Annotated in this window: 11 protein-coding genes and 1 pseudogene; all 12 read right to left on the bottom strand. The window is 40.9% G+C overall.

Annotated features, from left to right (window positions below; translation table 11 throughout):
• Positions 1 to 27 precede the first annotated feature (27 nt).
• Positions 28 to 996, bottom strand: coding sequence for an MraY family glycosyltransferase (locus EZ444_RS12360; RefSeq protein ID WP_131609245.1), 969 nt, complete (start codon positions 994 to 996; stop codon positions 28 to 30).
• The gene (locus EZ444_RS12355; RefSeq protein ID WP_131609243.1) at positions 993 to 1,535 is read right to left on the bottom strand and encodes a WcaF family extracellular polysaccharide biosynthesis acetyltransferase; all 543 of its coding nucleotides are present in this window, start codon (positions 1,533 to 1,535) and stop codon (positions 993 to 995) included. Before EZ444_RS12355 ends, EZ444_RS12360 begins: the two co-directional genes overlap by 4 nt.
• Positions 1,528 to 2,385, bottom strand: a pseudogene (locus EZ444_RS12350) (glycosyltransferase family 2 protein); the annotation flags it as partial. The pseudogene EZ444_RS12350 and the gene EZ444_RS12355, both read right to left, overlap by 8 nt.
• Positions 2,378 to 3,526 (bottom strand): XrtY-associated glycosyltransferase XYAG1, encoded by a 1,149-nt coding sequence (locus EZ444_RS12345; RefSeq protein WP_131609239.1) that lies wholly within the window; start codon positions 3,524 to 3,526, stop codon positions 2,378 to 2,380. The gene EZ444_RS12345 and the pseudogene EZ444_RS12350, both read right to left, overlap by 8 nt.
• On the bottom strand, positions 3,507 to 4,928 hold the full coding sequence (locus EZ444_RS12340; RefSeq protein ID WP_131609237.1) for an exosortase Y-associated Wzy-like protein: 1,422 nt from the start codon (positions 4,926 to 4,928) through the stop codon (positions 3,507 to 3,509). Before EZ444_RS12340 ends, EZ444_RS12345 begins: the two co-directional genes overlap by 20 nt.
• Positions 4,921 to 6,036 (bottom strand): glycosyltransferase family 4 protein, encoded by a 1,116-nt coding sequence (locus EZ444_RS12335; RefSeq protein WP_131609235.1) that lies wholly within the window; start codon positions 6,034 to 6,036, stop codon positions 4,921 to 4,923. Before EZ444_RS12335 ends, EZ444_RS12340 begins: the two co-directional genes overlap by 8 nt.
• A complete protein-coding gene (locus tag EZ444_RS12330; RefSeq protein ID WP_225874713.1) occupies positions 6,033 to 7,316 on the bottom strand; it encodes a glycosyltransferase in 1,284 nt (427 codons plus the stop codon). Before EZ444_RS12330 ends, EZ444_RS12335 begins: the two co-directional genes overlap by 4 nt.
• Positions 7,306 to 8,535, bottom strand: a complete 1,230-nt coding sequence (locus tag EZ444_RS12325; RefSeq protein WP_131609233.1) for a glycosyltransferase family protein — start codon at positions 8,533 to 8,535, stop codon at positions 7,306 to 7,308. Before EZ444_RS12325 ends, EZ444_RS12330 begins: the two co-directional genes overlap by 11 nt.
• Positions 8,489 to 9,556: a glycosyltransferase gene (locus EZ444_RS12320; protein ID WP_131609231.1), complete on the bottom strand. Its 1,068-nt coding sequence runs from the start codon at positions 9,554 to 9,556 to the stop codon at positions 8,489 to 8,491. Before EZ444_RS12320 ends, EZ444_RS12325 begins: the two co-directional genes overlap by 47 nt.
• Positions 9,523 to 10,536 carry a glycosyltransferase gene (locus EZ444_RS12315; protein WP_131609229.1) on the bottom strand — a complete coding sequence of 338 codons (1,014 nt, stop codon included), beginning with the start codon at positions 10,534 to 10,536 and terminating at the stop codon, positions 9,523 to 9,525. The genes EZ444_RS12320 and EZ444_RS12315 overlap by 34 nt, the downstream gene beginning before the upstream one ends.
• Positions 10,527 to 11,459 (bottom strand): glycosyltransferase family 2 protein, encoded by a 933-nt coding sequence (locus EZ444_RS12310; RefSeq protein WP_131609227.1) that lies wholly within the window; start codon positions 11,457 to 11,459, stop codon positions 10,527 to 10,529. The genes EZ444_RS12315 and EZ444_RS12310 overlap by 10 nt, the downstream gene beginning before the upstream one ends.
• Positions 11,459 to 12,439 (bottom strand): hypothetical protein, encoded by a 981-nt coding sequence (locus EZ444_RS12305; protein WP_131609225.1) that lies wholly within the window; start codon positions 12,437 to 12,439, stop codon positions 11,459 to 11,461. The genes EZ444_RS12310 and EZ444_RS12305 overlap by 1 nt, the downstream gene beginning before the upstream one ends.

Here is a 12,439-nt window from a genome sequence, read left to right as displayed (position 1 = left end):
TATTTTTATCTTACCAAATAACGGGTGCTAACTTACGACAAAAAAATAAGTGAAGGCGAGTAAAATAATAACTCCATTAAGTAAAGCTAAAATGAGTGTAGTTTGTAAATGTGTAAATCCTAATACCAACATACGGTGGTGAATGTGGTTTCGATCTCCCTGAAAAGGAGATTTTCCTTTTGCCAGGCGAATGATAAATACCCTCAATGTATCAGAAATTGGCCCTATCAGTATCGCCAACACAATTCCTAAAGAGGAAGATACCTGCGAAGCAGATTCAATTTCAAAAGCGTCATTTACCGAAATAAACTTTAAGGCCATTACCGCAGAAATCAATCCGATTAACAAAGAGCCAGTGTCGCCCATAAAGATCTTAGCTGGAGTTAAGTTAAATCTCAGGAATCCCAAAATTGCACCTACAAGTGCTAATGAAACTGCCGCTAGTTCGTAATGATGAAGCTTGATGAACAGTGCGGTAAATACGCTGTTTACGATAATCCCCGTAGTGGCTGCTAAGCCATCTATCCCATCAATCAGGTTAAAGGCATTGATGATAAATACAATAATCAGTACTGATAGAATCACGCTGTGGAAATAAGACAACTCGTATATACCGAAGAAATTATGCAAGTTGCTGATGCGAATATTACCGGGGATAACAAGGATTAATCCGGCAATAAATTCTATAAGGAATTTGGTGTGATGACCCACTCCAGCCAGATCATCTTTAATCCCTATGGCAAAAAGCATGGTACAGGCTGTAAGCAGGTAGTTGATAGGTAATTCGGGCGTGTTAATGTCCCAAAGCAATAAAGTAATGGTAAAGCTCAGAAATATAGCTACGCCACCTAAACGGGGGATTCCAGGATTATGAATTTTCCGAAGGTGACCTAAATCATCATATAAATGACGGTCTCGCGCAACATGGATAATTGAGGGGATAATGACTAGGGTTATAAAAAGAGAAGTGACCAGGATAAAAAAATACAATGTCATCGGTGTTTGATTTTTGTGGCAGGGTTCCCCTGATAAATGGTATAGGCTTCCAGGTTTTTTGTGGCTATGGATCCTGCACTGAGAATGGAATGGCTTCCCGCGGTGATGCCCTGAGTTACTATTGCTTTTGCGCAAATCCATGCTCCATCTTCTAAAATGATGCTTCCTGTAATTAGCCCAAAAGCTGGGTCTTTATAGTTATGGCTACCACTAAGGAGTAATGCACCCTGGGATAGGCAGACATGGTTGCCAATATTTAATTTAACAAGGTTGTCTATCCAAACGTCTTCGCCAATCCAGGAATGATCGCCGATTTGGAGTAGCCAGGGATATTTAATGCTTACACCAGGTTTGATCACTACACCTTTGCCTACTGAAGCTCCGAATAAGCGTAACAGACAGACTTTTAGGGAGCTTAGTGGAATAAGGGATGTTTTAAAGAATAATGCGTTTAGGTAGAACCATAAAGTCCGTTTGATTAGGTTTGCTCGCGGATGATAAGCAGCGTTGTTGTAAAGTGAGAGGTCAGTCTTTTTCATCGATATCTATGATTTCTTTTATTTTGACATCCACAATCAAACGAAACCAAAAGCCTTGTAAGAAATGGAAAAGAAAGCCCTGATAGCCATCAAGGATTCCCAATCTGAAAATATAACGGTAGATAAAGTAGATGGCTGGTCTAATGAACAATGGCATTCGCCACCATAGTTTTTTAAGCCATGCCGTCCTTTGGTCGGGGCTACCCCAAAATAAGGGTTTTACAGTTTGTGCCCTTAGTAGCTGCCGACGTTCTACCTCTTCCCGTGCCAATAGGTCGCTATAAGTGTTGTGTTTATCTATCCAGAAGCGGATATTGTTTTCCTTTAAGTTTTCTTCAAGCAAGTACCCATCTTTCCAAATTGTCGTTTTGCCCGGGACAATAAAGCGATGATCCATGAGCTCATTCAGATCAGAATATCCGAGGGGGTACCTAAACATTTTTAACAGATAAAAGGGGTATAACCCACCATTTTTGATCCATTTGTTTTTAAAATAGTTTTTACGATTGAAATAGATTCCATCTATATCGGGGTAATCCTGATCGTTAAAATCCAACAATCGTTGCTTTAGTTCGTCCGATACAATATGATCGGCATCAAGACCAATAACCCATGGGGTTTGGATATCGAAAGTTTTGAGCGCATAATGCCACTGGTGCGGATGATTTAGGAATGCCTGCTGTTTAACCTGGGCGCCAAACCGCTTGGCGATGCTTAGGGTTTGATCGGTACTTCCCGAATCTAATACATAAACGGTAGCTTGAAGGCCGTAAATAGAGCTCAATAATCTAGGCAGGTGCTGTTCCTCATTATAAGTTAAAATAACGAAGCTGAAATGAGGATTACCCATTTTTGTAATTTGGGTTGATGATTTGTTGATACATTTTAAGATACTGTTTGATGAGTTTGTCCTCATTAAATTCATTGACAATAACAACAGGCGCAAACTCTCTGATGATCGCTAACCTGCCTGGATTATGATACATGGTGTGGAGGCAGTCTTTAATCGAACCGATATTAGTGTCGCAAATCCAACCCAGATTGTTCTTCGCTACATATTTTGCCAATCCAACAGCCCCACTGATGAGAACTGCTGTACCCACGCATAAACTTTCAATAACCACATTGCCAAAGTTTTCATCATAGGATGGAAGGACAAGGAGGTGGTGCTGGGCAATCAGTTCGAATTTGTCAAGCCCCCTAAAACCTACCCAGTTGATATGATTGTGAATCTGGTACTGTCTGGTTAGCGCTTTTAGTTCTGCGATGTAGGTTTCCTCTCCGGTTCCGGCAATGGTGAGTTGGTATGAAAAGGTAAGATCAGCTAAGGCACCAAACAATAACTCAAGCCCTTTTTTCTGGTCGATTCGGGAAAGAAAGAGGAGTTTAACTGTCTCATTTCCATGGGCAGGAGCAGGAATGTATAGCGGCAGACTTACTGCATTGTATATGGTAGAAATACTTTTTGGTTTAATCAACTGTTCAATGGCTTCCTGCTCACTTTCCGAAGTGGTGTGTAAATGGCAACGATTAAGCAAAAATCTCCCTAAAATTATATGGAATAGCTTTTTTACAGAAACATGCTTGTTTGCAAAAGAATAGTCACTTAAGGTGCCGCGGGGTGAAAAAATAACCGGGACATTCCTTAATAGTGCAATGCAGCACGAAAGCATAGATACGAGATTCCACCAGGCATGAATGTGTACCAAATCAAAATTGCGTACTTCTTTCCATAGGGTAATGAGTAGGTGTGGAGAGAAATGGCTATGGTCTTTAGTGATTCGCTTAAAATACCTGACAGAAACACCTTCTATATTTTGTGACCGCCCTTTAACAACTTGCAATTCAGTAGATCCATTGGCTGTTGTACTGAATACTTCCAAGCCACAGCCATTTTTAACCAACTGCTCACTCAATTTTGAAACAGACATGGTTGGCCCTCCATAAATGTAAGCGGGTTTATAGGAGGCATTAATTTGTAAAATGTTCATTTTTGGTTGGTTTTAAAATTTGTATAAAGCGTAATGCGCCAAAAATCAAGAGCATGCTGATGTAACTCCAGAAGACAGAATTGATTAAAAATTCAAAGCTTTGTCCGCGCCAGAATATTTGGAATAATCCTGTAAACAAGAGGGCAGTACCTAAGATATAGCCACCAAATAAGGTCTCTGCTTTGTTGGCGATTAGCTGACATACGGTGCCATAGAGAAATAGGCAGAGGAAAATTCCTACAGCCCCTCCAGAAAGGTAGGCATCTACGATGAATGCAGGTTTGGCAGAAGCTTTTGAACCACGATGTATGACGCCTGCCTTATAAACACGTTCCATAACGAGCTGCTCGGTATTGGGTTTGGATGGCCAGAGCGCTCGAGGTATCACAGATAGCAATGATTGCTGAGCGAGGTCGAATCCATAGTAATCAATATGAGTTGGTGTTGCTTTCACATACTTGGTAAACATGTCGATTTCACTTAAGCGATAGGTGAGAAAGGACCAATTGTTATCCGGATCGTCCTGGTCAAGCGTAGCTTCAAGAGCAAGTATGCCAGCTTGATCTGCAGCAACATCAGCCGACCAGGCTTGCTCCCGAAAAATGCGGTTATAGGTAGGTAGCAAGATGAAAAGCAGTAGTAGTAAGGGCACAAACGTGATGAATACTATTTTTTTATAATTGGGATATAAAAATACGCCCAGTATGAGAACGCTCAAGATGATTGGCTCTTTAAAGCCAGATATCAATGCCTGGTACGTATTAAATCCATAAATAAATAAGCAAAAAGTGGTGCTCCAGATCTTTCTTTCAGGTATGGCAAAAGCGAGTGCCAGAGTGGCTGCAATAAAGCTTAAGGTATTGAGTTGGTGAGAAAATTGGGATAAGCCGTTGAAAAAGGTAAGTGAAATGGATAGTCCGAGGGTAATTAAGGCCATGGTAAAAATCAGCTTGCTGAGTTGAGACCGATCATATGTATACTTTGGGGCCAGAGCAGTGTTTATGAAAACCAGTATTCCGGTAACAAAGGAAGCGTGTGCAAGACAATAATACCGTTGACATTGCGCAGTAAGGCTTAACTTTTCTTGGTCTACTAAATAAGCGTTGCTTACCGAATTAAAATCAACATAACCCAACACATCAAGGAGGTAAAAAATAGAAGTACAGCACATATAGCCGGCAAAGATGAACTGTACCAGAAAAATGGGCCGCATCAGCTGTTCGGCTATGGAGAGGTCCTTAGGCAAAGGTTTTATCCGCCCTGTTAAAGTCAGGTAAAAGATGAAAAAGGAGCCCGACCAAGCCAGTAAATAGGATAATATAGGGTAGTCTATACATAGCAATGCCAATATCCAGGGAATAAATAGGATGAGGTATCGTTCAATAGATAGGTGATTATCCATGCTTTATTACTGCAGTTTCAATAGCTGCGACTTGTTTTTGAAAGGTCCAATGGTTGATGATTTCTTTTGAATTTGTCCCCATCTGTGTTAGGCCATCTTTGCCTTGGTTAACTAATAATGTTAAATGCTGGGTTAAGCTGGTTAAAGACTGGGCTTTAAAAATCCATCCATTGTATCCGTCCTTTACCAAATCAACAGCACAGCCCACTTTGTCAGCTACCAAAACTGCTTTTGAGCAAGCCATAGCTTCGTTTACTGCTAGTCCCCAGGTTTCGCTAGTGGAGGGCAGGCAAAATAAATCAGACGCCTGATAAAATGCAGGTATCTGGGATTGGTTCTGGAAGGGTACAAAGTGAATATTTGCCGATAATGTGCTTTGTTGTGCCTTCTGTTTAAGATTAAGCTCTTCTATGCCATTTCCGACTAGGAGTAAGTGAGCCCTTGGGTTATTCATGTTAATGAACGCTGATAGTAATAGATCTACATTTTTTACCAGGTCGAATTTTCCTGCATATAGTATTAAAATCTCATCGGGACGGATGTTAAAGGATAATCTTAATTCTTTTACACTTTCCTGCTCATCTTCAAAGCGTGCGTTATCAATGGCGTGGGGGGCAAAGTTGAGCTGATGGTTCTTTAAACCATGTTTTTTAAAATATGCTTTATTGTTGGTTCCAACATAAAATGCATGATCTATATGTTTGTAGACCCATCTTAAAAACAGCGTCCTCAATAATTTTTTTAACCATTTTGGCTCGTTTAATAGTGTAGAGTCACCCCTGAAATATACAGGGATCTTGTTTTTGAAAAAACGTAAGCATTTCAAGTGACCTTTAAAGGCCCAGCCATATACCAGTACGGCATCTGGTTGCCAGGTCGCCACCTGTACTGTTAGATCCTTTGCTTGTACCCATTGGTATGAATAATCTTCCAATAAAGGAATATCCCAGCTGATCACCTTCCCAAAGCCTGGTTCAAACTGTTGCAGCGTTTCTTCGCCTCTGGTATAATAAACCTTAATGCTCAATTGCTCAGTGCCCGCCAATAGTTTAAATACTGGTGCATAGTATTGAATAGGGTGTGTAGTAATGATGGCTAGTTTCTTCACCGTTGATGAATGGCTCTGTTAAACAATTCGGTTTGCCGTAATGTGAGATGGGCTGCGCTGTACTTCTTTATCTGTGGGGTAAGTTGCAGTGGGACTAAGGACATATTTGCCCAATCGGTTAAAACACGGGACAGTTTACTATTGCTGTCCTCATCAGAGAACTTAATTAAAGTGGTATTGGTGCTGCATTCATTGATCACATCAATGGCATTGGAGTCTTGATGAAATATGGCCAGTAAAGGTTTTTTACTGAGTAGATAAGGATATATTTTCGAAGCGGTATATTGTGGATCGTCCGAGCCGGGAATAAATAAGGCATCTGCTTGTTGAAGGCTAAGCAAGGTATGGTAGAAGCTGATTCTGTCAGTAATCTCTGTTACATGGTCTTGAACCTGGTATTTGGTGGCGATGGGTAGTATGGTTGGCAAGCCCCGACCGGAAGGTGCATAGCTAGTTCCAATAAAGTAAAAATGTAATTGATTAAACAAGCCGGGCTCTTCCTGCAATCCTTTTTGTAAAGTCTCAAATACCAGGCTTACCGGCTTCTGCATATCCGCTCCTCCGCGACCTACGCATACAATGTTAACTTTCCCAGGATTCAGCAGTTCTTTAAATTGATGCTTGTTGGATTTTGCGATCACAAAGTCCGCTTCAAGCACTCCGAATGTAATCACTGCAGAAGGAATGCGCGCAATGCGGGGATAACGCTTTTGTAAAACGGAGAGATAAGCGGCTGATACACTAATCAGCCCATCGACATGTTTCATAGCGAGTGGTTCCAGGTATTTATTTAAGCGATAGGAAAACCAATACTTGGCTGGCCGCTGATTTTTAGGCTTATCCTGATAATAGTCAGAATGCCAGGGATCCTGCATATCTATCACATAGGGAATTCCAAAGCGTTTTTTCCAATAAGCGCCTAAAATGCAAAGCGGAAATTGGGTAGTTGAAAAATAGATCAACTCATATTTCTGTGTTTTAAGTAATTGATCAACCTTTTGTTTATAGAACCACATGGATCTTAAGGCCAGGCTTCCCAAGCCAAATTTGGCGGTCCACTTTTTATTAAATGCTGAGACCTCATGAATTTTGATACCAGCAGGGATGCTCTGTTTTAACAATTCATCTTTCATCAGATCAGAATGCTGTTGGTTCACGATAACGACTTCCGCATCCCAGCCATTTTGTGCAAAATAGGGCAGGCTCATCCGTATGCGATGCGTGTCTGCAGCATTAGAAGGGGCAAAGTAGGGCGAAATTAGGAGGACTTTAGGATTCAAGATTTAAGGTTTGCTGAATAACTTTTAAGAATTTGACCTGTTCAATTTCCCAGTTGAATTTGTTGCGTGCTAGCATTAAAGATGCCTGTCTGGCTTGATCAAGCTGATCCCTGTTTTCGGTATATTGCAAAAGTGCATTGGAAAGAGATCTTGTATCGCCCGTTTCATATAAGCGGCCAAATTCCGGATGGGTGGTTAAAAGATGACGTTGTGCAGTGGTATTACTGGCAATTACGGCTAATCCGGCTTGTAGGTATGTAAAAATTTTATTGCTTAGTGCGAGGTCGTTGTTTTTGGAGAAAGAAGGCTCCAGGGCTAGTCCTATATCAAATTGCGCGGCAAAATTAATCAATTCATCGGGCGCGATAGGTGGATGAAAATGTAAGTCATATAAGTTTGGTGCCCTTAGTTTTTCAAAGTAGGCTTTGCTACCTTGATGTTGGAAGCCGCCCAGTAAATGCAATTCAAAACTTCCGGCAGGTAAAATATTTAGTGTTTGAATTAATGTTTCAATCCCTCGTTGGCTGCCAATTGTTTGAGAGAACCAGAAGAGTTTTATAGGCGAAATAGGGTCTGTTTTAGGGATACTGACAGCAGAAACAGAACTAAAAACATTAAGTATGGTAACGATAGCTTTGGACGGAAATAGGACTTGATAAGCAGCTGTGATTTGAGGACTACTTGCGGTTAAATAGCTGGTTTTGGGCAGGTACTTCTGCTCTATATAGGTTTTTAACTTTACATCAAAGTTATGAGGATCATCACTAACTTCATTTCTGTGGAAATCTTCGGCATCAAATCCACAAGGCTTTCGGTTGTGTTGGGCGGCCTTTACAGCAGCTGGTAGCGCACCCAGATTATGAGCAATATAAAGGTCGGCCTGATACTTCTTTGCAGCCATAGAAAGCATAAAACTGCTTCTTGCAATGGCTGTTTCTGCAAAAAAAGGAATACTTACTTTTTTAGCGCCTATTGTTGCTAATTTATGAATCAGTCGGGTAAGGAAATAGGAAGCTTTATTTCGTTTAGGTGCCCCGCCAATGCGTATTGCTTTCCATTTTTTAGATTTTAACAAAGCATGATCAAACTTAGTTCCCCATTCATTCCAGTAGGCGTAGAGTACCGTTACGTTGTGCCCTGCGGAACTCAACGCATCGGCTTCCTTTACCAATCTAGGATTTAAGGAGGGTTGACCGCTTGTAATTAATAAGATCTGCATAAATTTTTAGGTATTGGCTAACCATAACTTCGGATGAAAAACGAAGTACAGCATCCATTCTAACTTCTTTTCTGTCTATTTCGGATATACGGTGGATAAAGTGCGTCATCTCAGCTATTGTGGAGCAGATGAATCCATTGAGCCCATGTTTTACGATCTCTGGAACGGCCCCTCTTTTAAAGCCAATTACAGGTGTTCCACAAGCCAAGGCTTCTGCCATAACGATTCCGAAAGGTTCATCCCATTCAATAGGCATCAATAGCGCTGTTGAATTTCTAAGGAGTTCGTTTTTTTGATGATCATTTACAGGTCCGACATAGGTGATCGCAGCGTTTAAAAATGGCTTTATCTGTTGATCAAAGTAATCCTGATGACCGGGAGAGATATTGCCTGCAATCACCAGCGTTTTGCCGGTTTTTAAGGCTGCTTGAATGGCGATATGTGTGCCTTTGATGGGTTCAATTCGGCCTAGAAATACCAAAGGCGCATTTGCAGATAATTCAACCTGTGGAATGTATTTGTTCATTTCTACTGCATTGTAAATGGCATATGCAGGTGCATGAGGTTTAATTTGATCAGCTATATAATTGCTGCAACCTGTAAACCATAAGCTGTCTTTTCGGGAAATACGAACTGCTTTTTTGATTTGAGCAAGGGTTGGTTCGCGCTGGTAACTCATGAGCTTGGGGATACCTAGTGGCAGCATCGGTAATAGGTGACTTAGTTTTCCAAAGCTGTGTACCAGGTCGAACTTTTTACTGAGTATCGTTTTGTTAATGGTCCAGGTATTTTGAAGTTGATCGATTGTGCTGTTGCCAGTTGCATTTGAGTATCCAATTAATTTGGAGCATACTTTTGAATCTGGATGTGCAAATAAAGTAACCTCATGACCTTGTTTGCTGAGTGCCGTTACGAGCAGATGTACAATACGTTCGATACCACCATAAAAAACTGGTGGAACAGGGATTTGAGGATCAGCGGTTATGGCTATACGGAGAGGGGGATTGGACTTTGTTGGCATTCTTTACGCACTTGTTCAACAATGTTGCAATACATTTGGGCACTCTTTTCCAGGGTAAGCTGTTCAAGAATATACTGCCTGGGTTTATATTCAGGTATATTTTTAAGAAACTGTGTCAGTTTAAGGGGAAACTCTTCAATCTCAGAAAATTTGAGTCCGCAGCGTTCATCCCAATAAGGGACAGCACTTACAGGCTCATATTTAACCTTATACGGGAAATAGGCAGGGTCTTGCCAATATCCGCCTTTATCCCATGCAAGTATGGGGGTGTTGGTGGATAAGACTTGTTGGTAAGCCTGGCCTTGTGTTTCATGCCTGGATAAAAATAGCACAGCTTTTGAATTGGCCAGCTTGGTCTTTAATTCTGCCGGACTATAGTTTCCATAGTTGATGAGTTGATGTTTTAACTGTTTTTTAGCAAATTCGCTAAGGATAGTATGCATAAAGTTTTGAGCTGGCAGATCAGTCTTCCCTCTTTTATCATAAATCAGAAAGTCAAATTCTTTATCGGCATTCCATGATGGCGACCAATGGTCTGTATCAATTCCTGCTGGCCATGCTAGTACTTTATCCCCATAGTAAGGTTCGCACATCTTTTTCATCCAATCTCCCGGCACCAAAAATCGTTTCACATTTGGGTATTTACTGAACAAATCAGGGTGGTCGATTGGGTGAGCAAAGACCCCGGCTCCAAATATCACTGGATTGATCCAGCTCCTTTCAAACAATAGATGAGGCTTGCCTATAATACAAGCTATTTCGTCAGGATGTTTGCGGATATGAGCGAAATCATTAAACCGATAGGGAATGCCCAATTTATCCAGACCCTTCATTAAACTAAGGGCGATTAACATGACTCCACCAGGACGTTGTTTGCCTCTTATCAGGTAGCGAATAACCGATCTGAGATAACGGTCGTATTTAAACCACCTGTCGGGATCCGGTTCTTTATAAAATATATTAAGCGGTTTTATAGCCATTTCGGTTTTAATAACCTTCTCAACCTCAGCAATTGTTGCGTTTTTTTGAAACCGAGAATTCTGTAGGCCAGTAGTAGGCCTCCTTTTTCAGGGAATTTAAATTCGGGGTCAAGCTCTTTTATCCAATTAAATAGTCTTATGGCGTCATTTAAATGATGCTTTGCCATCCAATGTGATAATGGCCAAAGTATGTTTATTGCTGCTGAAATCCTGCGATACGTTAATGCATCATAGGATTTTAGCCTATCAATGATGTATCTATAGATAGCCAGGTGTTGGTGGTTTTGCACCGAATGCTGCAATCCGGAAGTGAATTGCAGCCTGTCGCTTTCATGTGCCCTGTGTAATAAGGCATATCCGCTGTGAACAGCCAATTTGGGATTCTTAATCGCTACCTCCAAAATTAACATTCTATCGTCTCTAAAAGCATAGTCTGGTCGGTGCGGAATGTCAATGAGTAATTCCCGTGTAAATAGGAAGGCAGAGTAATGTGACCCATCACACTCTCCAAGTTGTTGCGCAACAAAATCATTGCAGGATAGCCACAATTGTTTATGCACCAGATTTTCTTGCTGATCTATAATTTGATAACCACTTACTACCACATCGCTATGCTGGTCTTCTGCCAGTTGAAATTGTTCGTCGATCACACCTTTGGTCAATAGGTCGTCGGAATCTAAAAACCGGATATATTTTCCAGTGGCAATTTCGAATCCCCGGTTTGCAGCCCAGCATTTACCCAAGTGGTTTTGTTTGATAATGGTTAAGTCTTTTTGCTGGGATAACCACTCCCAGGTATCATCTGTACTTCCATCATCTACCACTATAATTTCTGTTTTGCATTTTGTATTTCTGCAACTGTCTATAGCATGAGGTAAGCACCACAGACGATTATAGGTTGGAATAATGATACTTACATTCATTAAATGCGGTTTGAAGGTTTTATTTTTCGTACTCCAAAAAGGAAACGGTATAATGGCCTAAGCCTATCTTTTAATTTACTTTTAAAATATTCGGGGACAGTAAATTTTATGACTGCATACCCCTCTGTAAAATGGTTTAATCGGTTTTTGGCTCTCATTTTTAACCTATATGTTTCTCGTTTGTAAGGGTGATGTTGCGTATAATAACCCAAAAAATGAAATATTACGGGGGAGACCTTTAGAAATGGGTACCAATCCTGGTGTTTAAGACTAGGTGCTGGTGGATTTAATAACCACCTGTTTCCCCTAATCACATCGATAGCGTATCCTCCGGGGCAGGCTTGTGGGTCGCTCATCATCATGCCATCATCTGGTATAGGTGTATGGCCATGTAGCTGCATCGCTAAGGCCATCAACATTTCATCATTGGGGTTGTTTCTGAGCCTTATGAAGCCGATTTCGTCATATCTTTTTTCGAGTGTACGGGCTGTTAAAAATACATCAGCAGCTGCTTTACCTTTTTCGAGATAATAGATACCCCCGTTAAATTTCGGTAAGTGCGGGACGTTAAATAGATCGCACACTTCTTTTATGGAACCAAACCATTCCCCCTCTGTGATATAGCTGCCGATAACAGATACCTTATGGTTTTTAAAGCGCTCAAAAATAAAGTCCAGATTACCAAAAATTAAGCAGTCGCTATCAATGAATAAGGTTTGCCCATCATCAGCAAGTCTGTCTAAGTGGAGTTTAGCGGAAAAGCCAATGCCCAGTTCGCCTGGTCGCACACGTTGTAATTGTATGAGATTTTCCAGATCGGAGGGTAAATTTTCGGAAAGGTCTGTGACTATTTTAAATTTGATATTGCTGTCAGGATGCCACCAGATAAATGATCTTGCCAAATTTATCGCCATATCAAAATATGCTTTCTTCGTATTGGCTATAGTTAAGATTTGTCTGTTTACAGTTTCAATCATCAT

Origin of the sequence: Pedobacter hiemivivus (assembly GCF_004331685.1) — a bacterium.
Taxonomy (GTDB): domain Bacteria; phylum Bacteroidota; class Bacteroidia; order Sphingobacteriales; family Sphingobacteriaceae; genus Pedobacter; species Pedobacter hiemivivus.
This window is presented reverse-complemented; position numbering and strand designations above follow the sequence as displayed.

Coding starts and splice junctions, on each gene's coding strand:
- EZ444_RS12360 (WP_131609245.1), bottom strand. CDS start 996: ATGACATTGTATTTTTTTATCCTGGTCACTTCTCTTTTTATAACCCTA.
- EZ444_RS12355 (WP_131609243.1), bottom strand. CDS start 1,535: ATGAAAAAGACTGACCTCTCACTTTACAACAACGCTGCTTATCATCCG.
- EZ444_RS12345 (WP_131609239.1), bottom strand. CDS start 3,526: ATGAACATTTTACAAATTAATGCCTCCTATAAACCCGCTTACATTTAT.
- EZ444_RS12340 (WP_131609237.1), bottom strand. CDS start 4,928: ATGGATAATCACCTATCTATTGAACGATACCTCATCCTATTTATTCCC.
- EZ444_RS12325 (WP_131609233.1), bottom strand. CDS start 8,535: ATGCAGATCTTATTAATTACAAGCGGTCAACCCTCCTTAAATCCTAGA.
- EZ444_RS12320 (WP_131609231.1), bottom strand. CDS start 9,556: ATGCCAACAAAGTCCAATCCCCCTCTCCGTATAGCCATAACCGCTGAT.
- EZ444_RS12315 (WP_131609229.1), bottom strand. CDS start 10,536: ATGGCTATAAAACCGCTTAATATATTTTATAAAGAACCGGATCCCGAC.
- EZ444_RS12310 (WP_131609227.1), bottom strand. CDS start 11,459: ATGAATGTAAGTATCATTATTCCAACCTATAATCGTCTGTGGTGCTTA.
- EZ444_RS12305 (WP_131609225.1), bottom strand. CDS start 12,439: ATGATGATTGAAACTGTAAACAGACAAATCTTAACTATAGCCAATACG.